Here is a 26,948-nt window from a genome sequence, read left to right on the forward strand (position 1 = left end):
GACAGGACTGGTGTAGTGGCCGACCCGGAAGGCCGCCGGGCCCGGCGGCGCAAGCGCAGCCGCCGGCACAACCCCGACGGCACGATGACGCTCATCGAGCACATTTACGAGTTCCGCCGCAGGCTGGGCTGGGCACTCCTGGCCATCGTCGTCGGCGGGATCTTCGGTTTCATCTGGTTCGGGACCAAGATCGGCCCGATCCCTTCGCTGGGCAACCTGGCGACCGACCCGTACTGCGCGATCCCGCAGGGGCAGCGGCTCGACGGTGACAAGGGCTGCTACCTGCTGCAGACGGTGCCCTTCGAAGGGGTCATGATCCGGCTGAAGATCAGCCTCGCGGCCGGCGCGGTGCTGACTTCGCCACTGTGGCTCTACCAGGTCTGGGCCTTCATCGCGCCTGGCCTGTATTCCAAGGAACGCAAGTACGCGCTCACCTTCGTCGGTTTCGCCAGCGTGCTCTTCGCCTGCGGCGCCGTGCTGGCCTACCTGCTGATTCCCCGCGCGCTCGCGCTGGTCACGAGCTTCGGCAGCGAGTTCTTCGTCACCGGGCTCACCGCCGACAAGTACATCAGTTTCGTGTTGTCGCTGCTGGTGATCTTCGGGGTCAGTTTCGAACTGCCCCTGCTGGTGGTCATGCTCAACTTCGCGGGCGTGCTCCACTACGACAAGCTGAAGAAGTGGCGCCGCGGGATCATCTTCGTGCTGTGGGTCTTCGCCGCGTTCGTGACGCCCGGCCAGGACCCGTTCTCCATGCTGGGCCTGGCGATCGCGTTGACGGTCCTGTTCGAAATCGCGGTCCAGATCGCCCGCGTGCACGACCGCCGTAAGGCCTTGCGGCGCAAGGAAGAGGGCTGGGAAGGCCTGAGCGACGACGAGGCCGCCCCGTTCGACTACACCCCGAGCACCGCGGACGACGAACCCGCGCCGCCCACCACCGCGTCTTCGGCGGGCACCGACGACATCACCTGAGTCCGTGCGTGCCGCACTGGTCGTGCATGCCGGTGCCGGCCGGGGCGCGGGAGCCAGGATCGCCGGGACCGTCGCGACGCGGTTGCGTGACAGCGTGGACCGGCTTGACCTGGTCGTGGCGCCGGGAGTCGCCGAGTTCCGGGAGGCGATGTCCGCCCGCGCCGGGGAACTGGACGCGCTGATCGTCCTGGGCGGTGACGGCACGGCGCACGAGGCGGTGCAGTTCTGCGCGGGCACATCGACGGCGCTGGGACTCGTGCCGGTGGGCAGCGGCAACGACCTCGCGCGCGGGCTGGGGCTGTCGCTGGACCCGCTGTGCGCCCTCGACACGGTGGTGAGCGCGCTCCGGACGGGCTTGCGCCGGCGCGCCGACCTCGGCCGGGCGGACGGAAGGTGGTTCGCCACCGTGCTCTGCGCCGGGTTCGACGCGGGTGTCAGCGAGCGCGCCCGGACGATGACGTGGCCGGGCGGCACGCACCGCTACGACCTGGCCACTCTCGCCGAACTGCGCTCGTGGCGCGCGAAATCGCTCTGCGTCCGCACCGAGACGGAGACCTTCGAGTTGGAGGCGACCATGATCGCCGCAGGCAACACGCCGTTCTACGGCGGGGGAATCCCGATCTGTCCCGGCGCGCTGGCCGCGGACGGCCTGTTCGACGTCACCCTGGTCGGCCGGGTGGGCCGGGCCGAATTGCTCCGGATGCTGCCCCACCTGCGCGGTGGGGCCCACGTCGGCAGGCCTGGGGTGCGGACCTTCCGTGCCCGCGAGATCGCGCTCTCCGGGGATTTCCTGGCCGCCGCCGACGGCGAGCCGCTGGGGTCGCTGCCCGTCGTGGCGCGCTGTGTTCCCGGGGCGCTGACCCTGCTCGGCTGAGGCTGTGCTTCAAAGGCGCGCGATCGAATTTGCGTAGACAGGCCGTGACTCTCGCTGTCGGCCTCCTCTGGCCAGGCGGGCGGCCCGCCTGGAGAAAATCCGAGGCCTTCGGCACCCGCGCGCACCACCTCGCCCCGTGCACTCACACGAACTTGTGAGACACGCACTAGGCGGAGACCGCTCCCGTATGCGAGCCGGGGTGGCCATATGACAATCTGGTGACGTGGCCCCTCGCCCTTCCCCATCCCCGGCCGAGGCCTATCAGGCTTCGAAGCGACGCGGAAGATACCCCCGGCTGACCGCGTTCGAGGCGGAGGCGTCGTTCGAGTTCGACGATTTCCAGCTTCGCGGTTGCGAAGCCCTCGAAGACGGCCACGGCGTCCTGGTGTGCGCGCCGACGGGCGCGGGAAAGACCGTGGTCGGAGAGTTCGCGGTGCACCTCGCGCTCGCCGAGGGCCGGAAATGCTTCTACACCACGCCGATCAAGGCGTTGTCCAACCAGAAGTACAACGATCTCGTGCAGCGTTACGGCAACCGCGCGGTCGGGCTGCTCACCGGTGACTCCGCGATCAACGGCAACGCGCAGGTCGTCGTGATGACCACCGAAGTGCTGCGGAACATGCTCTACGCGGGCTCCTCCACGCTGGACGAGCTGTCCTACGTGGTGATGGACGAGATCCACTACCTCGCCGACCGGTTCCGCGGCGCGGTCTGGGAAGAGGTCATCCTGCACCTGCCCGAGCACGTCCGGCTGGCCGGGCTGTCGGCCACGGTGAGCAACGCCGAGGAGTTCGGCGAATGGCTGGTCACCGTGCGCGGGAACACCACGGTGGTGGTCGAGGAGCACCGGCCGGTGCCGTTGTGGCAGCACATGCTGGTGTCCAACCGGCTGCTCGACCTGTTCGCCGGGGAGGGCCCCGCAGGCGAGGCGCGGATCAACCCGGGGCTGGTGCGGCGGGTGGAGGAAGTCGGCCGCATGCACGCGCCCGCGCTGCGCGGGCCACGTGCCCGGGGCGGACGGCAGCAGCGCCACCGCGGGCCGCGGTTCCGGCCGCCGTCGCGGGTCGACGTCGTCAACCGCCTCGACCACGCCGGCCTGCTCCCGGCCATCGTGTTCATCTTCTCCCGCGCCGGATGTGACGCCGCGGTCGGTCAGGTCGTGCGGGCCGGGACGCGGCTGAACACCCCGGAAGAAAGCGCGGAGGTCCGCCGGGTGATCGCGCAGCGCACCGGCGACCTGCCTGAGGGCGATCTCGCGGTGCTCGGCTACTGGGAGTGGCGCGAAGCGCTGGAAAACGGCGTCGCGGCGCATCACGCCGGGCTGCTCCCGGCCTTCAAGGAGACCGTCGAGGAGCTGTTCGTCCGCGGTCTGGTGAAGGTGGTGTTCGCGACCGAGACCCTGGCGCTGGGCATCAACATGCCTGCCCGCACCGTGGTCCTGGAACGGCTGGTCAAGTACAACGGCGAAGCGCACGTGGACCTGACACCGGGGGAGTACACGCAGCTCACCGGGCGTGCCGGGCGGCGTGGCATCGACGTGGAGGGCCACGGCGTGGTGATCTGGCAGCCGGGCGTCGATCCCAAGCAGGTGGCCGGGCTGGCCTCCACCCGGACCTACCCGCTGCGCTCGTCCTTTCGCCCCGGCTACAACATGGCGATCAACCTCGTCAGCCAGCTCGGGCGTGAGGAAGCGCGGGAGATCCTGGAGCTTTCCTTCGCGCAGTTCCAGGCCGACCGGTCGGTGGTCGGACTCGCGCGCCGGATCGAGCGGAACCGGGAGGCGCTGAGCGGCTACGCCGAGGCGATCACCGGCGACTTCAAGGAGATGCTCGACTACGTCTCGCTCCGCAAGAAGATCTCCGACCGGGAGAAGCTGCTGGCCAAGCAGAACACCACGGCCCGAAGGGCCAGCACGGCGGAGTCGCTGGAGCGGCTGCGCAAGGGCGATGTGATCGCGGTGCCCGCCGGGCGCCGCGCGGGACTGGCCGTGGTGGTGGACCCGGGCCTGGATCCGATCCGGGAACCGCGTCCGGTGGTGGTCACCGAGGACCGCTGGTCGGGCCCGTTGTCGCTGTCCGACTTCTCCGCACCGGTGGAACCGCTGGGGCACATCCGGCTGCCCAAGCACGTCGAGCTGCGCTCGCCCAAGACCCGGCGGGACATCGCGGCCACCCTGCGCAACGCCGGAATTTCCTTGCCTGCGCGGCACAAACGCCGGTCCGGGGCGGCCGACGACGGTGAACTGCTGGCGTTGCGCCGTGCCTTGCGCGCGCACCCGTGCCACGGGCTGGCCGAGCGCGAGGCGAACATGCGCTGGATCGAGCGCCACCAGCGTCTGGAGGCCGAAACCGAGCAGCTGGAACGCCGGGTGGCGGCCACCACGCACTCATTGGCTCGCGCTTTCGACCGGATCTGCGCGTTGCTGCGTGAGCGTGGCTACCTGGGAGACGGCGGCGACCGGGTGACCGGGCACGGCACCCAGCTCGCCCGGCTCTACAGCGAGTCGGACCTGCTCGCGGCCGAATGCATCCGGCACGGCGTGTGGGAAGGGCTCGACCCGGCCGAACTCGCCGCGGTGGTTTCGACGCTGGTGTTCGAGGCCCGCCGGGACTCGGCGGGGGAGCCTCGTCTGCCCTCGGGCGGCGGCGTGCCGCGCGCCTGGCGGGACACCGCGCGCCTGTGGTCGGAACTGGCCGAGGACGAGCGCCGGCACCGGCTGGACCGGACGCGCGAGCCCGAAGCCGGCTTCGCGTGGCCGGTCTACCGCTGGGCGCGGGGGGAATCGCTGGAGAAGGTGCTCACCTCCGCCGAGGCGAACGGACAGGAACTTTCAGCGGGTGACTTCGTCCGCTGGGCCCGCCAGGTGATCGACCTGCTCGACCAGATCCGCACGGTGCTGGGCACCGAGGAGCCGGTCGGGCAGGCGGCGGCCAAGGCGGTGAAGGCGCTGCGCAGGGGCGTGGTTGCCGCGGGCGCGGCATAACCCGGCGCGCCCATTAGCACGGACTGGTGAGAGGCTTTCCGGCGAAGCGGATGCTGTGGTTGGATCGCGCTCAGCGAGGCAGGCGCGGATTGGAGTATCGATGAGCACGCCCTTTGGGGGCAACGACCCGCAGCAGTGGGGGCAGGGCGGCACACCTTCTCCGTCATCGGGGGGGTTTCCGGAACAGAGTTACGCCCACCAGCCGGGGAATCATCAGCCCCAGTACGGCCAGGCGTACCCGCAGCAGTATCCGCAGTACGGACAGCAACCGCAGCAGCCGTACGGGCAGTATCCTTACGGACAGCCCGGTGCGCAGCCGGGCGGACCGCAGTTCCCGCAGCAGCCTTACGGTGGCCAGTCCTTCGGCCAGCCGCCCGGCACCGGTGAGCCGAAGAAGGGCGGGAAGGTCGTCCTGATGGTGGTCGCCGCGGTGGTCGTGGTGGTCGCCGTGGTGTGTGTGCTCGGCTTCTTCAAGCCCGGGTTCTTCGTGACGACCGTGCTGGACCAGAACGCGGTGCAGAACGGGGTCAAGACGGTCCTGTCCGCCGGACCGCCCAAGGGATACGGACAGCCGGTGAGCAGCGTGTCCTGCCCGGCCAAGCAGGAGGTCAAGGCGGGCGCGACGTTCGACTGCACGGCGGTCGTGGACGGCCAGAAGAAGACCGTCACCGTCACGGTGAAGGACTCCGACGGCAACTACGAGGTCGGCCAGCCGCGCTAGGGTCCGCCGCACCGGAAATGGTTTGGCCGGTGCGACGGTTCTGCGCCACGATCGGGTCCTGTGAGCGACTACAGCCTGCGAGTACTGCGACCCGACGAGCACCGAGCCGCCAACAACCTGTTCCGGTCGTCCATTCACGTGCCGCCGGTGGGAGACGACTGGCGGTATGCCGAGCGTGCGTACCAGCCAGGGCGGGTGCTGGGCGCCTTCGACGACACGAAGATGATCGGCACGGCACGGTCGTTCGACGCGGAAATGACCGTGCCCGGCGGCAAACGGCCGGCGGTCGCGGCGGTCACCGCCGTCGGGGTGCGGGCGGACCGGACCCGGCGTGGTGTGCTCACGGCCCTGATGCGCAGGCAGTTCGAGGACTTCGTCACGCGTGGTGTCCCGCTGGCCGCGTTGTACGCGAGCGAGCCGGGCATTTACGGCCGTTTCGGGTATGGCGTGGCCACCCGGGTCCAGAAGCACACGGTGGACCTGCGGCGCGCGCGGCTGCGGCCCGGAATCCCCGCGAACGGGGAAATCGAAGTGGTCGGGGTGGACGAGATGTTCGAGCGGCTGCCCGGGATCTTCGCGGAGCTGCCGCACACCCGGCCCGGGATGATGACCCGTCCCGAGTACTGGTGGCCGGGTTTCGAGCGGGCCGCGCGGACTTCGCCCCAGCCCTGCCTGGCGGCGATTCATCACGGACCGGACGGGCCTGACGGCTTTGTGGTCTACACCGTGCGCGAAGACAGGAGTGCGCTCGAGGTGACGACGCAGCACGTCGCGAACAGCGCGGCCTTCGCCGGACTGTGGCGGTTTCTCGCCGGTGTGGACCTGGTCGGCGCCGTCGAAGCCTTCGACCGTCCGCTCGACGAGCCCGCCGAGTTACTGTTCACCGATCCCGGTGCGTTCGTTTCGACGGAGGCCCTCGCCGGCCGGCTCTGGTTGCGCCTCGTCGACGTTCCCGCGGCGCTGGCGGCGCGCGAGTACGACGGCGAGCCGGTCGTCCTCGACGTGGCCGATCCGGTGCTGGAGGCCAACTCCGGCCGCTATCTCGTCTCGCCGGACCGTGTCGCCGTGACCACCGAACCGGCGGGGCTCAGGCTCGACGTAAGCGCGCTGGCGATGCTCTATCTGGGCACCTGGTCCGCCTCGGCGCTGGCGGCCGCCGGATGGATCGAAGAGGTCGAACCGGGCGCCGCCGCGCGGGCGGATCGGTTGTTCCGCACCGAAATCGCCGCCTGGTGCGGCACCCGGTTCTGATGCCGGGCCGGGAGGCGGTGACGTTGTCCGTTGTCACCGCCTCCCGGGCCTTGGGCGCTCAGGCTCGGAGGGCTTCGCCGAGCTTGACCTTGGCGCCCGTGCGCAGCACGGCGTTGCGGTAGATCCGGGCGGAGGCCCAGATCAGCACCGGGATGAGCGCGGCGACCAGCACGACCGACAAACCGGCCTCCCACAGCGGCACGCCGCCCATCGCCAGGCGCATCGGCATCATGGTCGGCGCGAACACCGGGATGATCGAAAGCACCTCGGCCAGCGGGCTGCCCGGGTTCGACGGCAGGATCGAGATCCCGATGACGTAGCCGGCGATGACGAAGACCAGCGCGGGGGAGACCGCGCCGCCGACGTCCTCCTGCCGGGAGACGAGCGCGCCCAGGCCGGCGAAGACGATCGAGTACATCAGGAATCCCAGCAGGTACCACACGATCAGCCAGATCACCGTGCCCACCGCGGCGGAGGCCGAGATCGTCAGCACTCCGGTGGCCAGGCCGGCGGCGACGCCGACCACACCGATCACCGCCATCTGGAGCAGCCCGACCGCGCCGATCCCGAGCACCTTGCCGGTCATCAGCTGCCAGGGCCGGATGGCCGCGAGCAGCAGTTCGACGACGCGGCTGGTCTTCTCCTCCACCACACCCTGAGCGACGGCCTGGCCGTTCATCATCAGCGAGAGGTAGATCAGGATGCCCGCGATGATGCCGAGCACGAGTTGCTGGCCGTTGTAGTCGTAGGGCTTCTGCAGCGCCCGCACGTCGACTCCGGCGGCGGCGACCGCCGCGCCGACCCGCGCCGGGTCGCCGCCCAGCGCGGTGATCTGCTGATTCAGCGCGAGTTGCCCGGCCGCGACGGTGAGCACGTTGCGGAGCTTCTGATCGAGGTCCTTCTTGACGACCACCCGCACGGCTTTGCCGTCACCGGTGAGCAAGGCGTCGAGCGAGCCGTCGCCGACCTTGGCCTGCCCGGCCGTCTCGTCGGGGACCGGTGTGGTGGTCACGTTCTGCCCGAGCGCTTTCGCGCCCGCTTGCACCGACGCGGCGAGCTGCGCGTTCGACGGGGTGTAGCCGACCGTGGTCTGCGAGACGGTTCCGCCGATGAATTTCATCACGACGGCAAGGGCGACGATCACGATCAGGAGCACGAGCGTGCTGATGCGATACGCCTTCGAGCGCAGCCTGGTCCGGATCTCACGCCCGGCGACCAGCCGGATTCCTTGCCACGGCGCCATGTTCACGTTCATCGGACTCCCCCCTGGGTGACGACCGTGCGGAACAGCTCGGTCAGCGAAGGCCGGCGTGGGGCGAACTCGCGGACGGGCCCGGTGGCCAGCGCGGCGCGCAGGACCTCCTGGTCGTCGGCTCCTTCGCCGAGTTCGAGTTCGGTGCGGGTTCCCTTGTGCTCCAGGACCTTCACGCCCGGCAGCGTGGCGGCCCAGTCAGCGGAAGCCCGCGGCGCGTCCACGACGAGCCTCGGTGCTCCGCCCGCCCGCAGTTCGTCGACCGTGCCGCAGGCCACCATCTGTCCTTTCCGGACGATGCCGACCCGGTCGCACAGCCGCTCGACGAGATCGAGCTGGTGACTGGAGAAGACCACCGGGACACCGTGGGCGGCCTTGTCCCGCAACACATTGCTCATCACGTCCACCGCCACCGGGTCGAGTCCGGAGAACGGCTCGTCGAGCACCAGGATGTCCGGGTCGTGCACCAGCGCGGCCGCGAGCTGGACCCGTTGCTGGTTGCCGAGACTCAGCTTCTGGACCTCGTCGTCCCGTCGTGTGGCCACGTCGAGGCGCTCGGTCCACCACTTCACCGACCGCTGTGCCTCCGCGGCACCCATGCCGTGCAGACGGGCCAGATAGACCAGCTGTTCGGCGACCTTCATCCTCGGATACAGGCCGCGTTCCTCGGGCATGTACCCGATCCGCCGCCGGGTCTCCAGCGTGATCGGCCTGCCGTCCCAGCGAACCTCGCCGGAATCGGCCGCGAGCACCCCCAGCGCGATGCGCATCGCCGTCGTCTTGCCGGCCCCGTTGCTGCCGACGAAGCCGAACAGTTCCCCGGCGCGGACATCGAAACTCATCTCACGCAGGGCCACCACATCGCCGTACCGCTTGGAGATCGCGTCGATCTCCAGCCGTTGGTCTGTCAAAGGTTCCCTCCCCAGTCCGAAAATGTGATATCACTATGCTACCGTTTCGTCCCGAGAGCAAGTCTAGCTGGGGAGGTTGGCGAAGATGACCGAAAACGCACCGGACATGCCGGATCCACGGGTGGTCGAACGACCCGTCCGCGCCGCGCCGGGATTTTTGATGTTGCTCCTTTCGGTGGTGATGGTCCTGGGTGGCGCCGCGCTTGTCGCGATCGAGGCGCACGCGAGCAGGCCTGTTCCCGCTGTGGCGGGAATTCTGGTGGTCATCGTGGGCTTGGTGCTCCTGCGCGGGCTCACGCCGGTCGCTCCCGGTGAGGCCAGGGTCGTGCAACTTCTCGGCCGTTACACCGGCACGTTGCGCACCGACGGCCTCCGGTGGGTCAACCCCTTCACCGTGCGACGGCCGGTGTCCACCCGGATCCGGAACCACGAAACGGCTGTCACGAAGGTCAACGACGCCGACGGCAACCCCATCGAACTGGCGGCCGTGGTGGTGTGGCAGGTCCGCGACACCGCGCAGGCCTTGTTCGAGGTCGACGATTTCGTGGAGTTCGTCGGGATCCAGACCGAGACGGCGGTGCGCCACATCGCCAACGCCTACCCCTACGACCGGCACGAGGACGGGAAACTTTCCTTACGGGACAACGCCGACGAGATCACCGAAAAGCTGTCCCAGGAGATCGGCGCGCGGGTGGCCGCGGCCGGGGTGAAGGTGATCGAATCACGGCTGACGCACCTCGCCTACGCTCCGGAGATCGCGCAGGCGATGTTGCGGCGCCAGCAGGCCGGTGCGGTGGTGGCCGCCCGGCAGCGGATCGTGGAGGGTGCGGTCGGCATGGTCGAGATGGCGCTGGACCGGCTCGCCGAACGCGAAGTGGTGGACCTCGACGAGGAACGGAAGGCGGCCATGGTCAGCAATCTGCTCGTGGTCCTGGTCGGCGACCGGGACGCCCAGCCCGTGGTGAACACCGGGACCCTGTACCAGTAGTGGCTCCGACGCCGGATTCCTCCAGCGGCGCCAGGCGGGCGCGCGCGGTGGGCGAGCGCAAGAAGATCTTGCTGCGCCTCGACCCGGTCGTGCACGACGCGCTCGCCCGCTGGGCGGCCGACGAGTTGCGCAGTACGAACGCGGAGATCGAGTTCCTGCTCCGGAAGGCGCTCGCCGAGGCCGGGCGCCTGCCCAGCGATGTCGGCCGGATGCGCGGGCCCGGCAGGCCGCGGAAGTCCGCGGCGAAACCCTCCGAGGAGTCCAAAATGGACGGAGAAGACGATGACGCGGGATCCTGAGTCCCTGCCCGAGAAGTTGTTCCTGCTCGCGGTCGACGCGCGTCAGGAGCGGTTGAGAGGGGGCCTTGAACTCGGTTACGCGCTCCGCGCGGCCGCGCTGGCGGATCTCCTGCTGCGCGGGCACCTTCGCGACGAGTCGGGCAAGGCCTGCGTGGCGAAACCCGCTTCGGGGCTGGATCCCCTGCTCCAGGGCGTCTGGGAGGAGGTCGAGCGGGCAGGGCGCTGCTCGTGGCGACGCTTGATCAACAGGGGACGGGGCCAGGCCATCCGCGCGACACGGGACGCCCTTGCCGGGGCAGGGGTGATCAGGGTCGGAAAGCGCCGCGTTCTCGGGCTGTTTCCGGCCACCAAGATCACCCTGCGCGGATCGGTGCACCGGCTCGCCGACGAGGTGGGGCGCGCGATACGCGGGGGAGGGCCGGTGGCGCGGATCGACCCCGATGTGGCGGCGCTCGCGGTACTGGCCTCGGCCATTCCCCTCCGGACGGTGATCAGCGTCGGCGAGCGCCGCCGGTTCAAGAAACGCCGGGCCGCTCTGGGCGAGCCGATCGAGCCGATCCCGGACGCCCTGCGCCGGGTGATCGCCAACGCGCGCGCGGTCGCCAGCGGCTGAGGAGTGGGGGTTGGAGGCGGGCGAAGCGGGGTAGCCCTCGGCCATGGGCGGGGATTTCCGGATCGAAGTCGTGACCGATCACGAGTACGTGCTCCATGCCGTGGCGGGAGCCGAAACCGTGGAGACCTGGTTCCACCTCGAGCCGGAAGTGCTGCGAGAACTGGGGGTCGGCGAGGCGGACGAGGCGAAGGTCGTGGCGCGGACCGTGGATTTCATGGCGGAGCGGCAGTCGGTGGCGGATTTCCCGGCCCTGGTGCACCTGGAAGACCTCATCGCCACCTACGCCGACTACCCGGAGCAGATCCGCGACCGTCTGGGGTAGCGCGGGGAGCCGGTCAGGACGCCGACGCCGTCACCCGGATCCGGCGCCCCGTCACCCGTTCCATGTCGATGGAGACCACCTGGTCGCGGGGGCCCGGTGCCCACGAGCGAGCGGCGGGATCGTTCAGGCTGACCAGTTCGTCGATGTCCAGGATCAGGCGGGCCTTGCCCACGATGACCACGCTCCACCCGGTGCGGGCGCCGGCGTCGAAGTCGTCGACCTCGAAGGCCACCACGGTCCGGTCGAGCCGGGCGACCCACTTCGCGTGGCCGAGCCGCAGCACGATCCGCCCGGTGGGCATGCTGTAGTTGACCAGCCGGATGGCAGGCAGTGCCTGTTCGGTGAAGACGAGGCGGCCGACGGCCTGGCTCCGCAGCAAGGTCAGGCACTGCCTGAGGTCGAGGCGCTCGATCTCGCTGGCGTTCAGGGGCGTGTTCATAAGCGGTCCATTGTGCGGTTGGGCTGACCCGGCCGACGATCCGGTCGTTCCACCTCGGTGACCAGAGGATTTAGTCACTTTTCGTGCTTGTCGGCCCTCGGAATCACCCGTGACGGTGACTCCCGATGGCGGTCGCGCCGACCGCTCACCGCACGCGCAGGCCGTCGAAGGCCACCGCGGTGACGGTGTCGGCCAGTTCGTCCGCGCTCATCCCGCCGCGCGGCCGGTACCACTCGATGAGGGAGTTGACCAGGCCGAACAGCAGGCGCGCGGTGACGGCGGGGTCGATGTCGGGACGGAGATCGCCTTCGGCGACGGCCAGGGCGACCAGTTCGCTGACCCGGTGGTCGAATTCGCGGCGGCGGAGGAGCGCGGCACGCTCCACCGCCGTGTTTCCCCGCACGCGAAGCAGCAACGTGACGAAAGGCAGCTGCTCCGCCAGGACCCGGACGCTTCCGCGAACGAGATGTTCGAGCCGCTCCACGGCACGGCCGGTGAGCGCCCCGGTGGCGCCGAGTTCTGCGAACAGCGCGTCGAGCGCGCGGTCCACGGCCAGCCGGAGCAGCTCCTCCTTGCTCGGAACATGGTGGTAGATGGCGGATTTCGTGACACCGAGCCGGCGCGCGAGATCCTCCATGCTGGTGCCGTCGTAGCCGCGCCGGTTGAACTCGTCGACGGCGATCGTCAGGACCGTCTCGAGGTCGTGGCCGGGCCGCCCGCGCCTGGCCGGCCGGGTGGCAGGCGTGTTCGTCACGGTCCGAGTATGCCTAATCTCTTCGCGGCCTTGCGCGCCCCCGCGATCGTGTCGACAGGGCGCTGCTTACCGAGGGCACGTCACGCCGAGCGGGAGGACGCCCTGCCGCCCCGATAGCGGAAAGAGAGGGGCGCGCTCTGTGGTCACCTTGACTGCCGCGGCGTCGCGCCCCCGCGATCGTGTCGACAGGGCGCTGCTTACCGGGGCGGGCGGTGGTCGAGGACGCGCCGGAGTTTGCCCACCGACCGCTCCAGGCTGCCGGGATCGACGATTTCGGCGCCCACCGTCAGCCCCGCTCCGTCCTTGACCCGCTGGACGATTTCGGCGGCCGCGGTCGCGCGGCGGCCGGACGGGGTGTCCGTACGGGCCTCGACCAGCACGGTGAGCTGGTCGGCGTGGCCCGAGCGGGTCAGGTGGATCTGGAAGTGCGGGGAGAGCCCCGCGGTGGCGAGCACGATTTCCTCGATCTGGGTGGGGAAGATGTTGACCCCGCGCAGAATGATCATGTCGTCACCACGTCCGGTGACCTTGTCCATCCGGCGGAACGCGGGGCGCGCGGTCCCCGGCCGCAACGCGGTCAGGTCGCGGGTGCGGTAGCGGATGACCGGCATCGCCTGCTTGGTCAGCGAAGTGAACACCACCTCACCGGTTTCACCCTCGCCGAGGACGGTTTCCTCGACCGGGTCGATGATCTCGGGGTAGAAGTGGTCCTCCCAGATGTGCAGGCCGTCCTTGGTCTCCACGCACTCCTGGGCCACGCCGGGGCCGATCACCTCCGAGAGGCCGTAGATGTCGACCGCGTCGAGGTCGAACCGTGCTTCGATCTCCGCGCGCATGTGCTCGGTCCACGGCTCGGCGCCGAAGATCCCGGTCCGCAGGGAACTGCGCCGCGGGTCGACGCCCTGGCGTTCGAACTCGTCGAGCAGCGTCAGCATGTAGGACGGCGTGACCATGATGATCTCGGGCCGGAAGTCGGTGATGAGCTGCACCTGGCGCGCGGTCATCCCGCCGGACGCGGGAATCACGGTGCAACCGAGCTTTTCGGCTCCGTAGTGCGCGCCGAGGCCGCCGGTGAACAGCCCGTATCCGTAGGCGACGTGGACCTTGTGGCCCGGGCGCCCGCCCGCTGCGTGGATCGAGCGGGCCATCACGGTGGCCCAGGTGTCGATGTCCTCTCCGGTGTACCCGACGACCGTGGGCTTGCCGGTGGTGCCACTGGAGGCGTGCACGCGGCGGAGCTCTTCCTGGGGGACCGCGAACATGCCGAAGGGGTAGTTCCGCCGGAGGTCTTCCTTGGTGGTGAACGGGAACTTCGCGAGATCCGCCAGATCCCGGCAGTCGTCGGGGTGGACCCCGGCCTCGTCGAACTTCTCGCGGTAGCACGGCACGTTGGCGTAGGCGTGCCGCAGTGTCCATTTGAGACGGTCGAGTTGCACGGCGCGCAGTTCGTCCGCGCTCATGCGTTCGGCCGGAGTCAGCTCGGCCTCGGCCGGGGCGGGGCCGAGCCGTTTCGAGGCGGGCACTTCATTGTGCATGACGCTCATTACTTCCTCCGCGAGTTTGCGCGCCCCCGCGATCGTGTCGACAGGGCGCTCGTTACCGGCACGCGTAACGTCGAGTGGATGGGCGCCCTGCCGCCCCGATGAGGGGGTTTGGGGGCTTGCCCCCAGCGGGGGGTGTGGGGGGCCGTGCCCCCCACAAAACACCGGGGTCTGGGGGCTTGCCCCCAGCGGGGGTGTGGGGGCCGTGCCCCCGCAAAGGACCGGAAAGAAAGGGCGCGTCTCTGGTCACCTTGACAGCCGCGATTTGATTAAAGAGTGTCATTGTCCTCGTTGGTTTCCCGGGGGGCGAGAACCCGGCTGCGGCCGCGGAACTCGGCGATGACCTCCGGCTCGCCGCCGTTCTCCCGGCGCACCGTGACGTCATAGATTCCGTTGCGCCCGTAGCGGGTGCGCTCGGTCGCGGTGGCGACGAGGAGGTCGCCGAGGCGGGCGGCGGCGACGAACGAGATCTCCGCGCCGGCGGCCACGGTGACCGGGCCGTAGCTGTTGCAGGCGCAGGCGAACGCGGTGTCGGCCAGCAGGAACAGGTAACCGCCGTGGGCGAGGGCATGGCCGTTGACCATCTGTTCGGTGACCTTCATGCGGGCCACGGCGCGGCCCGTGTCCGCTTCGAGGAGCTCGATACCGAGTGAGCGCGAGGCGGCGTCGTCGTCGAACATCACCCGAGCGGGCGCACTGACGGCGCCCTGTGGTGATCGGCTTTCCTCCGGCATGCCGAGAGGCTATCATGAATTCCTGAACGATCGGTTGGTAATTCGGGAGGCGGTCGATGGTGGTGTCGGGTGAGGTGCTGCGCAGCTACGTCGGCGGCGGCTGGCGTGCCGGCGAGGGAGAGGGCGCACCGCTACGGGACGCCGTGACCGGCGAGGAGATCGCACGCGTCTCGTCGGCGGGCATCGACATGGCCGCGGCGCTGGACTACGGGCGCCGGGTCGGCGGTCCCGCGCTGCGCGAGCTGACCTTCCACCAGCGCGCGGCGTTGCTCAAGGCGCTGGCCTCCCATCTCCGGGAACACCGCGACGAGCTCCATGCCTCCTCCGCTAGGACGGGCGCGACCCCCGGCGACTCGATGTTCGATGTGGACGGTGGCATCGGTGTGCTGTTCGCCTACTCCGGCAAGGGAAAGCGCGAACTGCCCAACGACACGGTGTATGTCGACGGCGCCGTGGAGCCGCTGGGCAAGGGCGGCACCTTCGCCGGGCAGCACGTGATGACCTCCTCGCGCGGTGTGGCCGTGCAGATCAACGCGTTCAACTTCCCGGTGTGGGGGCCGCTGGAGAAGTTCGCGCCCGCCTTCCTGGCCGGCGTGCCCAGCCTGGTCAAACCCGCGAGCCAGACCGCCTACCTGACCGCGAAGCTGATCGAGCTGATGGCCGGTTCCGGGCTTCTTCCCGAGGGGTCCGTCCAGCTGGTCTGCGGTGGCGCGGGGGATCTGCTCGATCATCTGACCGAACAGGACCTGGTGTCCTTCACCGGGTCGGCGGCCACGGCCGCCAAGCTGCGCACCCATCCGGCCATCGTCCGGAATGCGGTGCGCTTCACGGCCGAGGCGGATTCGCTGAACTGCTCGATCCTCGGCCCTGATGCCGCGCCGGGCACACCCGAGTTCGACCTGTACGTCAAGCAGCTCGTCACCGAGATGACGGTGAAGGCGGGGCAGAAGTGCACCGCGATCCGGCGCGCGTTCGTGCCGGCCGGGCTCGCCGACGCGGTGGCCGAGGCCGCCGCCGCACGGCTGGCGAAGGTCACCGTGGGCAACCCGGCGAACCCGGAGGTGCGCATGGGTGCGCTGGCAAGTCTGGAACAGCGCGAGGAGGTCCGCCGCTCGCTGAAGGCACTGCTCGACGTGGCGACCGTGGTGTCCGGCGATCCCGGCCGGGTCGAGGTGATCGACGCCGACCCCGAGCGGGGCGCTTTCGTCTCTCCTGTCCTGTTGCGCGCCGACGACCCGGAGCGCGCCGAGCCGCACGAGGTCGAGGCCTTCGGCCCGGTGGCCACGCTGATGCCGTACACCTCCACCGACCACGTCGTCGAACTGGCGGCGCGCGGGCGTGGAAGCCTCGCCGGATCGGTGGTGACCGCGGACACCGGGTTCGCTCGTGAGGTCGTGCTCGGGGTGGCGCCGTGGCACGGCCGGCTGCTGGTGCTCGACTCCGAAGACGCGGGGGAGTCCACCGGTCACGGCTCGCCGTTGCCGCCGCTGGTGCACGGTGGTCCCGGCCGGGCAGGCGGCGGGGAAGAGCTGGGCGGCATCCGCGGGGTGCTGCACCACCTGCGGCGCACCGCCGTGCAGGCGAGCCCGAAGGTGCTTTCCGCGGTGACCGGGCGGTGGATAGCGGGCGCGCCCCGCCAGGAGGGCGTGCACCCGTTCCGGAAAACGCTGGCCGAGCTCAAGATCGGCGACTGCGTGGTGGCCGGGCCGCGTGCCGTGACCCGGGAGGACGTCGACCGCTTCGCGGAGTTCACCGGCGACCGGTTCTACGCGCACACCGACGAGCGGGCGGCCGCGGAGAACCCGCTGTTCGGCGGGATCGTGGCGCACGGCTACCTGGTGGTCTCGTTCGCGGCGGGGTTGTTCGTGGACCCCGATCCCGGTCCGGTACTGGCCAACTACGGGCTGGAAAACCTCCGCTTCCTCACCCCGGTCAAACCCGGCGACGAGGTGACGGTCACGTTGACCTGCAAGCAGATCACGCCGCGGGAGAACGCGGACTACGGCGAAGTCCGCTGGGACGCCGACGTGACGAACTCCGCCGGCGAATCGGTCGCCAAGTACGACGTGCTCACGCTGGTGGCGAAGGAGTAACCAATGACCCTCACTCAGCCTGAAGTGTCCGAAGTGGACCTCGAGGGCCATTTCGAGCGCACGGTCGCGAAGGATCAGCGGATCGAGCCCCGGGACTGGATGCCCGAGGGCTACCGCGCGACGATGATCCGCCAGATCGCCCAGCACGCGCATTCGGAGATCATCGGAATGCAGCCGGAGGGCAACTGGATCACCCGCGCGCCGTCGTTGCGGCGTAAGGCGATCCTGCTGGCGAAGGTGCAGGACGAGGCCGGGCACGGGCTCTATCTCTACTCGGCCGCCGAAACCCTCGGCGCGGACCGTCCGGACCTGACCGAACGATTGATCAGCGGCAGGCAGAAGTACTCGTCGATCTTCAACTACCCGACGCTGAGCTTCGCCGACGTGGGCGTGATCGGGTGGCTGGTGGACGGTGCGGCCATCTGCAACCAGGTTCCGTTGTGCCGCAGCTCTTACGGGCCGTATGCGCGGGCGATGATCCGGATCTGCAAGGAGGAGTCGTTCCATCAGCGCCAGGGCTTCGAACTGCTGATGACGATGATGAAGGGCACCACCGCCCAGCGGGAGATGGTGCGGGACGCGGTGAACCGGTTCTGGTGGCCGTCGCTGATGATGTTCGGGCCGCCGGACGCGGATTCGCCGAACACGGCCCGTTCGATGGCCTGGCGGATCAAGCGGCACACCAACGACGAACTGCGGCAGCGCTTCGTCGACATGACCGTGCCGCAGGCCGAGGCGCTGGGCGTGACGCTGCCCGACCCGGACCTGAAGTGGAACGCCGCGCGAGGGCATTACGACTTCGGGGCCATCGACTGGACGGAGCTCAAGCGGGTGATCTCGGGCGAGGGTCCGTGCAACGCGCAGCGCGTGGCGCACCGCCGCCGGGCTCACGAGGACGGCGCCTGGGTGCGGGAAGCCGCGGCCGCGTACGCCGCCAAACATGAGGGGGCCGTCCGTGACTGACTGGCCGTTGTACGAGGTGTTCGTGCGGGGCAAGCGGGGCCTCAACCACGTGCATGTGGGCTCGCTGCGGGCGGCGGACGCCGAGATGGCGCTGCGCAACGCCCGTGATCTCTACACCCGGCGCAACGAGGGCGTGAGCATCTGGGTGGTCCGGGCGACCGACATCACCGCGTCGAGCCCCGATGAGAAGGACCCGTTCTTCGCGCCGAGCGGGGACAAGGTGTACCGGCACCCGACGTTCTACGACATCCCGGCCGATGTCCCGCACATTTGAGGTGGTCATGTCGTTCGACAACGCTTTCGAGGGCCTGGTCGAGGCGGGCGAGGACGCGCGGTGGGCGTTCGGCACCGGTTTCGAGGACCCGTTGTCCGGAGTGGACACGACCGTGCCGTCCGATGTGGACGGTGCGGATCTGGCCGCCTACTGCCTGATGCTGGGTGACGACGCACTGGTGTTCTCGCACCGGCTGCAGCAGTGGTGCACCAACGCCCCCGAACTGGAGGAGGAGGTCGCGCTCGCCAACATCGGCCTGGACCTGCTGGGCCAGGCCCGGTTGCTGCTGGCGCGGGCCGGCCGGGCCGACCCGGTCTCGCCGGGCCGCGGCGAAGACTCCTACGCCTTCTTCCGGGACGAGCACGAGTTCCGCAACGTCCGGCTGGCCGAACTCGAACGCGGGGACTTCGGGGAGCTGATCGCCCGGCTTCTGGTGTTCTCGACCTGGCGGCTGGCGCTGTTCCAGGCGCTGACCGCGTCACGGGACCCGGTGCTGGCCGCGGTGGCCGCCAAGGGAGTCAAGGAGCTGACCTACCACCGCGACCACGCCGCGCGGTGGGCCGTCCGGCTCGGTGACGGCACCTCCTCCTCACGGGACAGGCTGAGCGCGGGCCTGGCGGAGATCTGGCCGTACGTGCCGGAGTTGTTCGTGCCGCACGAGGTCGAGGCGCGGATGGCCGAGGCGAGGGTCGGGGCCGATCCCGCGGCCGCGCGAGCCGAATTCGACGACGTGGTGGGCCGGGTGCTCGCGGCCGCGACGCTGACCCGGCCGGAGGTGGCGCCACGCGCCGGAGTGTCCGGACGGACCGGGCGGGACGGCGTGCACACCGAGGCGATGGGCTACCTGCTCGCCGAACTGCAGAGCGTGGCCAGGACGCATCCGGAGGCGACCTGGTGACGCGGACGGACAGTGCGACGACGGACCGGGCGCGGGCGGTCGCGGAGACCGTGACGGATCCCGAGTTGCCGATGCTCACCCTCGCCGATCTCGGCGTGCTCCGCGAAGTGTCCGAAGTGGACGGACGTGTGGTGGTGTCGATCACGCCGACCTACACCGGTTGCCCGGCGATGGACACCATGCGTGACGACCTCGTGCACGCCCTGGAAACGGCGGGGTATCGCGGTGTCGAGGTGCGGACGGTACTCCACCCGGCGTGGTCCAGCGACTGGATCAGCGAGGACGGCCGTGGCAAGCTCACCGAGGCCGGCATCGCGCCGCCCGGCCCGGCGCCCCGGCGCACGCCCGGGCCGGTACCGCTCACGCTGGTGCCCCCGGCGCCGCGAGGGGCGTGCCCGCACTGTGGTTCCACCGATACCGAGACGGTCTCGGAGTTCGGGGCCACCGCGTGCCGGGCGCTGCGCCGCTGCCGCGCCTGCGGCGAACCCTTCGAACAGGTCAAGGAGATCTGAGTGACCGCCAGCGTGAAACCCCGGTCGCGCACGGAGTTCCATCGGCTCGCCGTGGCCGCGGTCAGCGGGCTTTGTGACGACGCGGTCGCCGTCACCTTCGACGTCCCGCCCGGTCTCGCCGACGTTTACGCCTTCCGGGCCGGGCAGTCCCTGACCCTGCGGCGCGTGATCGACGGGCGTGAGGAACGACGCTCCTATTCGATCTGTGCCGCGGAAGGCGAGCGGCTCCGGATCGGCGTCCGTGAGGTGCCCGACGGGCTGTTCTCCACGTGGCTCGTGCGCCAGGTGCGGCCCGGCGACACCGTCGAAGTCGCCGCCCCGTCCGGCAGTTTCACGCCCGGGACCGGTGCCTCCGGGCGGCATGTGCTGATCGCGGCCGGGTCCGGGATCACCCCGGTGCTGTCCATCGCGGCCACGGTGTTGCGCGAACCGGATGCGAGTGTGGTGATGTTCTACAACAACCGGCGCACGTCCACGGTGATGTTCGCCGACGAACTCGCCGACCTCAAGGACCGCTACCCGGACCGGTTCGAACTCGTCCACGTGCTCTCCCGTGAACCCCGCGAGGCGGAACTGTTCACCGGGCGCCTCGACGAGACCAAGCTCGAAAGCCTGCTCGCGCTGGTTCCCGATCTCGACGAGGTCGGCGACTGGTGGCTGTGCGGCCCGTTCGCGATGGTCCGCACGGCCGCGGATCTTCTCCGGCGCACCGGTGTTCCGCCGCGACGGATCCATCAGGAACTGTTCTACGTCGAGGAAGCGCCACCGCCGCCGGTCCGTCATGAGGACGTGCCGGCCGGCGGGCTGACCAGCGAGGTCACCATCGTGCTCGACGGCCGGTCCACCACGCTCGTCCTGCCCCGTGACGCCCCCGTGCTCGACTCCGCCCAGCGGTTCCGTCCGGACCTGCCGTTCGCCTGCAAGGGCGGGGTGTGCGGTACCTGCCGGGCGAAGGTCACCGTCGGCGAGGTGGAGATGCGCCGGAACTTCGCCCTCGAACCGTCCGAAGTGGACGCCGGATTCGTGCTGACCTGTCAGTCGGTTCCGGTCTCCGGCGTCCTCACCGTCGACTACGACCAGTCGTGACGCGCCGCGCCATTCGGCGCGGTGCCGCCTTCACCCCAGCGCCGCGTGGTGGGCAGCCTCGGCGGTGATCACCACGACCGGGCAGTGCGCGTAACGCACGCACTGGGTGGCCACGCTGCCGAGCAGCAGTTCGGCCAGCGGACGGGCGCCGTGCGAGCCGACGACCAGCAGGTCGGCGGACATCGACGCCTTGACCAGTTCGGTGGCGGGGTCGCCACTGACCACGACCTCGACGAGCGGCGCCGGGTTCAGGAACTCCGAGCGGGTGGCCTCCACGACCGCGTGCAGGCGGTCGGCGTAGTCGGGTTCCTCGGCGATCGGACGGCGGCCATGGGGCAGGATCGCGAACGAGGTCCCGGGGAGCAGGTCCTCGTGCGGCCGGACGACGATGGCCCGCACGTGCGCCTTGCCCTCGGCCTCCCGCAGCGCCCACCGTAACGCCGCTTCGCTCTGGGGCGATCCGTCGACGCCCACGGCGATGGTGCGGACGGGTTCCGATTGAGTGGTCATCGGGAATTCTCCTTTTTCTGTTGTCCGGTTTGGTCTTCCGGCGGCGAGGCAGGCCGCGCGGGGAGGTGTCCTCCCCGCGCGAGAAACCCTTCAGAGAAGCCAGCGGTTGTGGCGGACGAATTCCGCCCACCGGCGGCCGATGCCCCAGGTGTTGCCCGCGTACACCGCGGCGAGCGCGATGAGCACGATCGCGTACATCAAGTGGTAGTCGATGATCGGGTTGGTCGACCCCGTCGCCTTGCCGGCCGCGGTGGTCGTGGCGAGCGGCCACTCGGCGAGCCACATCAGCAGCATCATGAGGGCGCCGGTGACGGCCGCGATCCGCAGCCCGGCCCCGACGATCAGGGCGACCCCGATCGCGGCGAGGCCGATCATGAACAGCCAGTCGGCCCAGGGCGCGCCCGCCCACGACCGCAGGGTGCCGGCGAGCGGGCCGACGTCCACCGAGCTCAGAAAGCCCTTCGTGGGCGAACCCCCGTGGATCCACGCCCGCGCCGACGGGGTCGCGTAGCCGAACCCGAACGTCTTGTCCAGGAACGCCCACAGGAACATCAGCCCGGTGGCGATCCGCAGCACCGCCAGCACGCGCGCGGCGGTCGGGGTCATGACCGCGCCGTGGACCGGGGCGGTCTCCGCCGCGCGCTGCGCCGGAACCTGCATGGCACTGGTGAGCGACGGCTGATCCTTGATGGTCATCGTGTCCTCCTCTTCCTTCACGACCTTGCGCGCCCCGCGCATCGGGACTCTTCGAGTCGAGAGAAGCGTCCCGTCCCTGCCGTGCACCGCGCTGGAGCACAAGGGCCCCACCCGGCAGGCCAGAGTCCTTTACCCGGGACTCCCAGGGAGATGACGAACGACTCTTCGCCGGAAGGGGCGCCGGGACCAGGCTTGAGACATCAAGGTGACAAGCCAATCGGATGCGAACCAGAGGACGGCGACGATGACCGGGACGACGCTCGTGGCGCGGTGGTGGAACCTGCTATTCCCAGGGCGCAACCCCCTCGTGCGGCGCTGGGACCGGCTGGAACGCACCGTGCTCGTGGTGGCGGTCCTGCTGGTGCTGGTGGCGGTGCCGTTCGCCGGAATGCTGGGCTCGAACACTTATGCGGCCGAAAGCGAACGGGCACGATTCGAAACCGCCACCCGCCACCAGGTCACGGCCACACTGCTGGTGGACGCTCCGCCGGTGAACGCGGGCGGGCGCAGCACGACGCTCGGCGAGACGGCGCTGGTGAAGGGCGCCTGGACCCGTTCGGACGGCACACAGGCCACCGGGAACGTGCTGACCGTGCGAGGTGGGCTCGCCGGTGACCGGGTGAGCGTGTGGATGGACACCGCGGACAACCCGGTTCCGGCACCGCTGCGGGAGGACATCGCGATGTGGAACGCCATCGGCACGGGGGTGTTCTCGTGGCTGGGCTTCATGGCGTTGTGCGGAGCCGGGTGCTGGTTCGCGCACCTGAACTTCAACCGTGCCCGCTACGCGGAATGGGAACGCGAGTGGGACCGTGAGCCGAGGGGCAGCCGATGATGGCCACCACTATCGACGAAGGCGGTCTGGACCACCTCATCTCGATACTGGCCGACTGCGGCTACCTGGTGATCGGCCCGACCGTGCGCGACAACGCGATCGTACTGGACGAGGTCGATTCGGTGCGGCGGCTGCCGGCGGGGTGGGCGGTGGACACCGAGCCCGGACGCTACGAACTGCGGCGGCGGAACGACCGGGCGATGTTCGCGAACTCCGCGGGCCCACAGTCCTGGAAGCGCTTTCTGCATCCACCGCGCCGAAGGCTTTGGTCCGGAGACTTCGAACCCGAACCCGCCGAGGAAGTGAACTACGCCTTCCTCGGCGTGCGCGGCTGTGACCTCGCGGCCATCGCGAAACTGGACCGGGTGCTGGGCGGGCCGGCGTATGGCCGCCGTCGCCGGGAGCTGTTCGTGATCGCGGTGAACTGCACCGAGCCGGGCGGGGTCTGCTTCTGCGTGTCGATGGGCACGGGTCCCGCGGCAGGCTCCGGATATGACCTGGCGCTGACCGAGCGGGACGACGAGCGTGGCCACGTCTTCGTCGTGGAGGTCGGCAGCGAGGCGGGCGCCGAGATGCTCGCTCGCGTGACCTCTCGTGAGGCGAGCGACGATGAGGTCGCCGAGGCGCGCGAGGCCGTCGAGGAGGCGGCGCACCACATGGGCCGCGCGATGCCGGAGGGCGACCTGAAGGCGATCGTCGCGGACGCGCGCGAGTCACCGCACTGGGAAGATGTCGCGAGCAGGTGCCTGACCTGCGGCAACTGCACGATGGTGTGCCCGACCTGCTTCTGCACCAGCACCGAGGACGTCACCGACCTCTCCGGCGAGCACGCGGAACGCTGGCAGCACTGGGCCTCCTGCTTCGAGATCGACTTTTCCTACCTGCACGGCGGAAGTGTGCGGACCTCGGCGGCGAGCCGGTACCGGCAGTGGATGACCCACAAGCTGAGCACGTGGCACGACCAGTTCGGGAGCTCGGGCTGTGTCGGATGTGGACGGTGCATCGCCTGGTGCCCGGTCGGTATCGACATCACCGCCGAGGCGGCGAAGCTGGCGGAATCATGAACGCCGAAGCGTTGCCGGACATGGTTCCCACGCCGTACCGGGTCAGCTCGCGAGTCCGGGAGACCGCCGACTCGGTGACGTTGTGCCTGAAACCCGTGCGTGCGGAACTGCCGCCGTTCCGGGCAGGGCAGTTCATCATGCTCTACGCGCACGGCCGGGGTGAGGTCGCCATTTCGATCAGCGGCGATCCGTCGGTCCAGCACCTGTGCCTGACGCACACGATCCGCGCCGTGGGGCCGGTGAGCCAGGCGCTGCACGACGCGGGGCCGGGCACGGTGCTCGGCGCGCGTGGACCGTTCGGAACGGATTGGGACATCGGCTCCGCGGCCGGGCGAGACCTGGTGGTCGTCGCCGGCGGGGTGGGACTCGCCCCGCTGCGCCCGGTGGTGCTGAGCGCCTTGGCGCGACGGGACGACTATCGCCGGGTCGTGCTGATCGCCGGTGCCCGTACTCCCGAGGACTTCCTGTTCCGCACCGAGTTCCGGGCCTGGGCCGACGGCATCGAAGTGGTCCGGACCATTGATCGTCCCGCGGCGGGCTGGGACGGGCCGGTGGGGTTCGTCACCGCGCCGCTCGCCGCGCTGGAGGTGGACCCGGGACGCACCACGGCCTTCGTCTGCGGGCCGGAACCGATGATGCGGTTCTGCGCGAAGACGTTGCTGGACAAGGGAGTTCCGGCCACCGGCATCCGGGTCTCGCTGGAACGGAACATGCAGTGCGGGATCGGGACGTGCGGGCACTGCCAGCTCGGACCGTTGCTGCTGTGCCGGGACGGACCGGTGGTCGGCTACGACATCGCCGGGCCACTGCTGAACGTGCGGGAGCTGTGATGGGGACACCGACTCTGGCGGTCTGGAAGTTCGCCTCGTGCGACGGCTGTCAGCTGACCCTGCTCGACTGCGAGGACGAACTGCTCACCATCGCGGGCCGGGTGAAGATCGCGCACTTCCTGGAGGCCTCCAGCGAGGTGCTGCCGGGGCCCTACGACGTATCCCTGGTCGAAGGCTCGATCACGACGCCGGACGACGTGCGCCGCATCCACCGGATCCGGGAATCGTCGCGCATCCTGGTGGTGATCGGAGCGTGCGCGACGGCCGGAGGGATCCAGGCACTGCGCAACTTCGCCGATGTCGAGGAGTTCGCGTCGGTGGTCTACGCCAGCCCGCAGTACATCGACACGCTGGCCACGTCGACACCGCCTTCGGCGCACGTCAAGGTGGACTTCGAACTGCGCGGCTGCCCGATCGACCGGGGCCAGTTGCTGGAGACGCTCAACGCGCTGCTCGTGGGCCGGACCCCGGCGACGCCGAAGACCAGCGTGTGCACCGAATGCAAGCGCCGTGGCCTGACTTGCGTGATGGTCGCGGAGGGCACGCCGTGCCTCGGCCCGGTCACCCAGGCGGGATGCGGGGCGCTGTGCCCGGCCTATCACCGTGGTTGCTTCGGCTGTTTCGGGCCGATGGAGAGCCCGAACACGGCGGCCCTCATCCCGTTGCTGCGGGCGCGCGGCATGTCCGAAGGCGAGGTGGACCGGGTGTTCAAGACCTTCAACGTGGCGGCGTTCGCTCGAGACGGTGCCGGTCAAGACCGTGAGGGGGAGCGGTGAGTCACCGGAGCAGACAGCTGAAGGTCAGTTCGCTGGCCAGGGTGGAAGGCGAGGGCGCGCTCGACGTTTCGGTCCACGATGGACAGGTGGAGCGCGCCGAGTTGCGCATCTACGAGCCACCCCGGTTCTTCGAAGCGTTCCTGCGTGGCCGTTCCTACACCGAGCCGCCGGACATCACCGCGCGGATCTGCGGGATCTGCCCGGTCGCCTACCAGACCAGCGCGTGCGCCGCACTGGAACAGGCCTGCGGCGCCGAACTCGACGAAGGGCTCGCCGCGCTGCGGCGGCTGCTGTACTGCGGTGAGTGGATCTCCAGTCACGCGTTGCACATCTATCTGTTGCACGTGCCGGATTTCCTCGGTTATCCGGACGCGATCGCGCTCGCCAAGGATCGTCGCGAGATCGTCGAACGCGGTCTCGACCTGAAGAAGACCGGCAACGCACTCCTGGAACTGATCGGCGGGCGCGCGATCCATCCGATCAACGTGCGGGTGGGCGGGTTCTACTCGGTGCCCACCGCGGCGGATCTCGCACCGGTCGCCGAACGTCTGCGCCGTGCCTGGGACCAGGCGGTCGACACCGTGCGCTGGGTGGCCGGGTTCGACTTCCCGGACGGGGAACTCGGGTATGAACTGCTCGCCGCTTCGGAACCGGACCGGTACGCGATCGAGCGCGGCATCATCCGCCGCACCACGGGTGAGCCGTTCGAAGCCGCCGAATTCGGTGCGCACGTGGTGGAAGAGCAGGTGCCGCACTCGACGGCGTTGCACGCCCGGCTCGACGGCCGCCGTTTTCTCACCGGCCCGCTCGCCCGGTACACCCTGAATTCGGAGCAGTTGTCCCCCGCCGTGCGCGGGCTAGCCGCCGAAGCGGGACTCGGGCGCGAGTGCCGCAACCCGTTCCGCGGCATCATCGTGCGGGCGGTGGAAATCGCCTACGCGGTCGAAGAAGCCTTGCGGCTGATCAGTGATTACCAGCGGCCGGAACGTCCGGCGGTACCCGTCGAACCGAGGTCCGGGACCGGGCACGGGGTGAGCGAAGCGCCGCGAGGCCTGTTGTACCACCGGTATGAGCTGGACGCCGACGGGCTGATCTCCTCGGCGACGATCGTTCCGCCGACCTCGCAGAACCAGGCGGCGATCGAGGACGATCTGCGCCGGATCGTGCAGGACAATCTCGCCCTCGGCGACGAGGAACTGACCGCGTTGTGCGAGCGGACGATCCGCAACTACGACCCGTGCATCTCGTGCTCGGCGCATTTCCTCGAACTGAAATGGGACTACCGGTGAACGTGGTCGTGATCGGGGTGGGCAACGAGTACCGTCGCGACGACGGGATCGGGCCCGCCGTCGCGACGGAGATCGCCGGCCGCGATCTGCCTGGCGTACGGGCGGTCGTGGCCGACGGTGAGCCCTCGGCGCTGCTGGAAGCGTGGTCCGGCGCCGATCTCGCGGTCGTGGTCGATGCCGTGATGTGTGAACCCGCCACCCCCGGGCGGATTTGGCCGTCTATTGTGGATGGACGAGCGGACGCCCTGCGGGGAGGTGGTGGTGGGGCGGCCAGTTCCCACGCGCTCGGCATCCCGGAGGCCCTCCTGCTCGGGCAGGCACTCGGCCGGGTGCCCCGCCGTCTGGTCGTGCTGGCCGTGGAAGCCGCCGATCTCGACCTGGGCACCGGTCTGTCGGAACCGGTCACCGCGGTATTCCCTGAGGTGGTCGCGGCTGTCCTGGACTATATCGGGACGTCGTGATCGCTGCCGA

The 26,948-nt window shown here is 69.8% G+C and carries 29 protein-coding genes; 21 read left to right on the forward strand and 8 right to left on the reverse strand.

What is annotated here, in order from left to right; genetic code table 11:
* Positions 1 to 15 precede the first annotated feature (15 nt).
* From tatC to ACFSXZ_RS12065, 5 genes are all read left to right on the forward strand, one after another.
* On the forward strand, positions 16 to 969 hold the full coding sequence (gene tatC / locus ACFSXZ_RS12045) for a twin-arginine translocase subunit TatC (protein WP_378264403.1): 954 nt from the start codon (positions 16 to 18) through the stop codon (positions 967 to 969).
* A gap of 4 nt (positions 970 to 973) precedes the next feature.
* Positions 974 to 1,843: a diacylglycerol/lipid kinase family protein gene (locus tag ACFSXZ_RS12050; protein ID WP_378264405.1), complete on the forward strand. Its 870-nt coding sequence runs from the start codon at positions 974 to 976 to the stop codon at positions 1,841 to 1,843.
* Between the two features lie 223 nt (positions 1,844 to 2,066).
* Positions 2,067 to 4,826, forward strand: coding sequence for a DEAD/DEAH box helicase (locus tag ACFSXZ_RS12055; RefSeq protein ID WP_378264407.1), 2,760 nt, complete (start codon positions 2,067 to 2,069; stop codon positions 4,824 to 4,826).
* A gap of 100 nt (positions 4,827 to 4,926) precedes the next feature.
* The gene (locus tag ACFSXZ_RS12060) at positions 4,927 to 5,547 is read left to right on the forward strand and encodes a DUF4333 domain-containing protein (RefSeq protein ID WP_378264408.1); all 621 of its coding nucleotides are present in this window, start codon (positions 4,927 to 4,929) and stop codon (positions 5,545 to 5,547) included.
* A gap of 60 nt (positions 5,548 to 5,607) precedes the next feature.
* A complete protein-coding gene (locus ACFSXZ_RS12065) occupies positions 5,608 to 6,798 on the forward strand; it encodes a GNAT family N-acetyltransferase (protein WP_378264410.1) in 1,191 nt (396 codons plus the stop codon).
* Between the two features lie 58 nt (positions 6,799 to 6,856).
* Here ACFSXZ_RS12065 and ACFSXZ_RS12070 read toward each other — a convergent pair whose 3' ends face one another.
* Both ACFSXZ_RS12070 and ACFSXZ_RS12075 read right to left on the reverse strand, forming a co-directional pair.
* Positions 6,857 to 8,053, reverse strand: a complete 1,197-nt coding sequence (locus tag ACFSXZ_RS12070) for an ABC transporter permease (protein WP_378264412.1) — start codon at positions 8,051 to 8,053, stop codon at positions 6,857 to 6,859.
* The gene (locus tag ACFSXZ_RS12075) at positions 8,050 to 8,961 is read right to left on the reverse strand and encodes an ABC transporter ATP-binding protein (RefSeq protein WP_449224274.1); all 912 of its coding nucleotides are present in this window, start codon (positions 8,959 to 8,961) and stop codon (positions 8,050 to 8,052) included. The genes ACFSXZ_RS12070 and ACFSXZ_RS12075 overlap by 4 nt, the downstream gene beginning before the upstream one ends.
* An 85-nt stretch (positions 8,962 to 9,046) precedes the next feature.
* On the opposite strand from ACFSXZ_RS12075, the gene ACFSXZ_RS12080 reads away from it, so the two are divergent.
* Genes ACFSXZ_RS12080 through ACFSXZ_RS12095 form a run of 4 tightly spaced genes read left to right on the forward strand, consistent with a single transcriptional unit; the run spans position 9,047 to position 11,183 of the window.
* On the forward strand, positions 9,047 to 9,949 hold the full coding sequence (locus tag ACFSXZ_RS12080) for an SPFH domain-containing protein (RefSeq protein ID WP_378264414.1): 903 nt from the start codon (positions 9,047 to 9,049) through the stop codon (positions 9,947 to 9,949).
* Between the two features lie 47 nt (positions 9,950 to 9,996).
* Positions 9,997 to 10,248, forward strand: a complete 252-nt coding sequence (locus tag ACFSXZ_RS12085; protein ID WP_378264795.1) for a hypothetical protein — start codon at positions 9,997 to 9,999, stop codon at positions 10,246 to 10,248.
* A complete protein-coding gene (locus tag ACFSXZ_RS12090) occupies positions 10,232 to 10,861 on the forward strand; it encodes a GPP34 family phosphoprotein (protein WP_378264416.1) in 630 nt (209 codons plus the stop codon). Before ACFSXZ_RS12085 ends, ACFSXZ_RS12090 begins: the two co-directional genes overlap by 17 nt.
* A gap of 43 nt (positions 10,862 to 10,904) precedes the next feature.
* A complete protein-coding gene (locus ACFSXZ_RS12095; RefSeq protein ID WP_378264418.1) occupies positions 10,905 to 11,183 on the forward strand; it encodes a hypothetical protein in 279 nt (92 codons plus the stop codon).
* Between the two features lie 13 nt (positions 11,184 to 11,196).
* Here the strand turns inward: ACFSXZ_RS12095 and ACFSXZ_RS12100 are convergent, their stop codons facing one another.
* From ACFSXZ_RS12100 to paaI, 4 genes are all read right to left on the reverse strand, one after another.
* Complete coding sequence (locus ACFSXZ_RS12100; protein WP_378264421.1) at positions 11,197 to 11,622, reverse strand: pyridoxamine 5'-phosphate oxidase family protein; 426 nt, start codon at positions 11,620 to 11,622, stop codon at positions 11,197 to 11,199.
* 145 nt (positions 11,623 to 11,767) lie between these two features.
* Complete coding sequence (locus ACFSXZ_RS12105) at positions 11,768 to 12,376, reverse strand: TetR/AcrR family transcriptional regulator (protein WP_378264423.1); 609 nt, start codon at positions 12,374 to 12,376, stop codon at positions 11,768 to 11,770.
* Between the two features lie 197 nt (positions 12,377 to 12,573).
* Positions 12,574 to 13,920 (reverse strand): phenylacetate--CoA ligase PaaK, encoded by a 1,347-nt coding sequence (paaK, locus tag ACFSXZ_RS12110; protein ID WP_378264425.1) that lies wholly within the window; start codon positions 13,918 to 13,920, stop codon positions 12,574 to 12,576.
* A gap of 266 nt (positions 13,921 to 14,186) precedes the next feature.
* Entirely contained in the window at positions 14,187 to 14,597 is a 411-nt protein-coding gene (gene paaI, locus ACFSXZ_RS12115; RefSeq protein WP_378264797.1) for a hydroxyphenylacetyl-CoA thioesterase PaaI, read from the reverse strand.
* 110 nt (positions 14,598 to 14,707) lie between these two features.
* On the opposite strand from paaI, the gene paaZ reads away from it, so the two are divergent.
* Genes paaZ through paaE form a run of 6 tightly spaced genes read left to right on the forward strand, consistent with a single transcriptional unit; the run spans position 14,708 to position 20,477 of the window.
* Positions 14,708 to 16,744 (forward strand): phenylacetic acid degradation bifunctional protein PaaZ, encoded by a 2,037-nt coding sequence (gene paaZ / locus ACFSXZ_RS12120; RefSeq protein WP_378264427.1) that lies wholly within the window; start codon positions 14,708 to 14,710, stop codon positions 16,742 to 16,744.
* A gap of 3 nt (positions 16,745 to 16,747) precedes the next feature.
* Positions 16,748 to 17,707 carry a 1,2-phenylacetyl-CoA epoxidase subunit PaaA gene (gene paaA / locus ACFSXZ_RS12125; protein ID WP_378264429.1) on the forward strand — a complete coding sequence of 320 codons (960 nt, stop codon included), beginning with the start codon at positions 16,748 to 16,750 and terminating at the stop codon, positions 17,705 to 17,707.
* Positions 17,685 to 17,981, forward strand: coding sequence for a 1,2-phenylacetyl-CoA epoxidase subunit PaaB (paaB, locus tag ACFSXZ_RS12130; RefSeq protein WP_378264431.1), 297 nt, complete (start codon positions 17,685 to 17,687; stop codon positions 17,979 to 17,981). Before paaA ends, paaB begins: the two co-directional genes overlap by 23 nt.
* Positions 17,982 to 17,988: 7 nt before the next feature.
* Positions 17,989 to 18,879, forward strand: coding sequence for a 1,2-phenylacetyl-CoA epoxidase subunit PaaC (paaC, locus tag ACFSXZ_RS12135; protein WP_378264433.1), 891 nt, complete (start codon positions 17,989 to 17,991; stop codon positions 18,877 to 18,879).
* A complete protein-coding gene (paaD, locus tag ACFSXZ_RS12140; protein ID WP_378264435.1) occupies positions 18,876 to 19,391 on the forward strand; it encodes a 1,2-phenylacetyl-CoA epoxidase subunit PaaD in 516 nt (171 codons plus the stop codon). Before paaC ends, paaD begins: the two co-directional genes overlap by 4 nt.
* The gene (gene paaE / locus ACFSXZ_RS12145; protein ID WP_378264437.1) at positions 19,392 to 20,477 is read left to right on the forward strand and encodes a 1,2-phenylacetyl-CoA epoxidase subunit PaaE; all 1,086 of its coding nucleotides are present in this window, start codon (positions 19,392 to 19,394) and stop codon (positions 20,475 to 20,477) included.
* Positions 20,478 to 20,507: 30 nt separating this feature from the next.
* On the opposite strand, the gene ACFSXZ_RS12150 is transcribed toward paaE, so the two are convergent.
* Positions 20,508 to 20,987 (reverse strand): universal stress protein, encoded by a 480-nt coding sequence (locus tag ACFSXZ_RS12150; RefSeq protein WP_378264439.1) that lies wholly within the window; start codon positions 20,985 to 20,987, stop codon positions 20,508 to 20,510.
* 90 nt (positions 20,988 to 21,077) lie between these two features.
* Positions 21,078 to 21,683 carry a hypothetical protein gene (locus tag ACFSXZ_RS12155; RefSeq protein WP_378264441.1) on the reverse strand — a complete coding sequence of 202 codons (606 nt, stop codon included), beginning with the start codon at positions 21,681 to 21,683 and terminating at the stop codon, positions 21,078 to 21,080.
* A 244-nt stretch (positions 21,684 to 21,927) separates the two neighbouring features.
* Between ACFSXZ_RS12155 and ACFSXZ_RS12160 the strand changes: the two genes are divergently transcribed.
* The 6 genes from ACFSXZ_RS12160 to ACFSXZ_RS12185 are packed head-to-tail and all read left to right on the forward strand — an operon-like array spanning position 21,928 to position 26,938.
* The gene (locus tag ACFSXZ_RS12160) at positions 21,928 to 22,518 is read left to right on the forward strand and encodes an Rv1733c family protein (RefSeq protein ID WP_378264443.1); all 591 of its coding nucleotides are present in this window, start codon (positions 21,928 to 21,930) and stop codon (positions 22,516 to 22,518) included.
* The gene (locus ACFSXZ_RS12165; RefSeq protein ID WP_378264444.1) at positions 22,515 to 23,582 is read left to right on the forward strand and encodes a 4Fe-4S dicluster domain-containing protein; all 1,068 of its coding nucleotides are present in this window, start codon (positions 22,515 to 22,517) and stop codon (positions 23,580 to 23,582) included. The genes ACFSXZ_RS12160 and ACFSXZ_RS12165 overlap by 4 nt, the downstream gene beginning before the upstream one ends.
* Positions 23,579 to 24,412, forward strand: a complete 834-nt coding sequence (locus tag ACFSXZ_RS12170) for an FAD/NAD(P)-binding protein (protein ID WP_378264446.1) — start codon at positions 23,579 to 23,581, stop codon at positions 24,410 to 24,412. Before ACFSXZ_RS12165 ends, ACFSXZ_RS12170 begins: the two co-directional genes overlap by 4 nt.
* Positions 24,412 to 25,188, forward strand: a complete 777-nt coding sequence (locus ACFSXZ_RS12175; protein ID WP_378264448.1) for an NADH-quinone oxidoreductase subunit B family protein — start codon at positions 24,412 to 24,414, stop codon at positions 25,186 to 25,188. The genes ACFSXZ_RS12170 and ACFSXZ_RS12175 overlap by 1 nt, the downstream gene beginning before the upstream one ends.
* A complete protein-coding gene (locus tag ACFSXZ_RS12180) occupies positions 25,185 to 26,477 on the forward strand; it encodes a Ni/Fe hydrogenase subunit alpha (RefSeq protein ID WP_378264450.1) in 1,293 nt (430 codons plus the stop codon). The genes ACFSXZ_RS12175 and ACFSXZ_RS12180 overlap by 4 nt, the downstream gene beginning before the upstream one ends.
* Entirely contained in the window at positions 26,474 to 26,938 is a 465-nt protein-coding gene (locus ACFSXZ_RS12185) for a hydrogenase maturation protease (RefSeq protein ID WP_378264452.1), read from the forward strand. Before ACFSXZ_RS12180 ends, ACFSXZ_RS12185 begins: the two co-directional genes overlap by 4 nt.
* Positions 26,939 to 26,948: the final 10 nt, after the last annotated feature.

The organism is Amycolatopsis pigmentata, from assembly GCF_042684065.1.
Taxonomy (GTDB): domain Bacteria; phylum Actinomycetota; class Actinomycetes; order Mycobacteriales; family Pseudonocardiaceae; genus Amycolatopsis_E; species Amycolatopsis_E pigmentata.

Coding starts and splice junctions, on each gene's coding strand:
- ACFSXZ_RS12160 (WP_378264443.1), top strand. CDS start 21,928: ATGACCGGGACGACGCTCGTGGCGCGGTGGTGGAACCTGCTATTCCCA.
- paaA (WP_378264429.1), top strand. CDS start 16,748: ATGACCCTCACTCAGCCTGAAGTGTCCGAAGTGGACCTCGAGGGCCAT.
- ACFSXZ_RS12100 (WP_378264421.1), bottom strand. CDS start 11,622: ATGAACACGCCCCTGAACGCCAGCGAGATCGAGCGCCTCGACCTCAGG.
- paaB (WP_378264431.1), top strand. CDS start 17,685: ATGAGGGGGCCGTCCGTGACTGACTGGCCGTTGTACGAGGTGTTCGTG.
- paaC (WP_378264433.1), top strand. CDS start 17,989: ATGTCGTTCGACAACGCTTTCGAGGGCCTGGTCGAGGCGGGCGAGGAC.
- ACFSXZ_RS12070 (WP_378264412.1), bottom strand. CDS start 8,053: ATGAACGTGAACATGGCGCCGTGGCAAGGAATCCGGCTGGTCGCCGGG.
- ACFSXZ_RS12155 (WP_378264441.1), bottom strand. CDS start 21,683: ATGACCATCAAGGATCAGCCGTCGCTCACCAGTGCCATGCAGGTTCCG.
- paaK (WP_378264425.1), bottom strand. CDS start 13,920: ATGAGCGTCATGCACAATGAAGTGCCCGCCTCGAAACGGCTCGGCCCC.
- ACFSXZ_RS12080 (WP_378264414.1), top strand. CDS start 9,047: ATGACCGAAAACGCACCGGACATGCCGGATCCACGGGTGGTCGAACGA.
- paaI (WP_378264797.1), bottom strand. CDS start 14,597: ATGTTCGACGACGACGCCGCCTCGCGCTCACTCGGTATCGAGCTCCTC.
- paaZ (WP_378264427.1), top strand. CDS start 14,708: ATGGTGGTGTCGGGTGAGGTGCTGCGCAGCTACGTCGGCGGCGGCTGG.
- ACFSXZ_RS12060 (WP_378264408.1), top strand. CDS start 4,927: ATGAGCACGCCCTTTGGGGGCAACGACCCGCAGCAGTGGGGGCAGGGC.
- ACFSXZ_RS12165 (WP_378264444.1), top strand. CDS start 22,515: ATGATGGCCACCACTATCGACGAAGGCGGTCTGGACCACCTCATCTCG.
- ACFSXZ_RS12090 (WP_378264416.1), top strand. CDS start 10,232: ATGACGCGGGATCCTGAGTCCCTGCCCGAGAAGTTGTTCCTGCTCGCG.
- ACFSXZ_RS12175 (WP_378264448.1), top strand. CDS start 24,412: ATGGGGACACCGACTCTGGCGGTCTGGAAGTTCGCCTCGTGCGACGGC.
- ACFSXZ_RS12095 (WP_378264418.1), top strand. CDS start 10,905: ATGGGCGGGGATTTCCGGATCGAAGTCGTGACCGATCACGAGTACGTG.
- ACFSXZ_RS12150 (WP_378264439.1), bottom strand. CDS start 20,987: ATGACCACTCAATCGGAACCCGTCCGCACCATCGCCGTGGGCGTCGAC.
- ACFSXZ_RS12170 (WP_378264446.1), top strand. CDS start 23,579: ATGAACGCCGAAGCGTTGCCGGACATGGTTCCCACGCCGTACCGGGTC.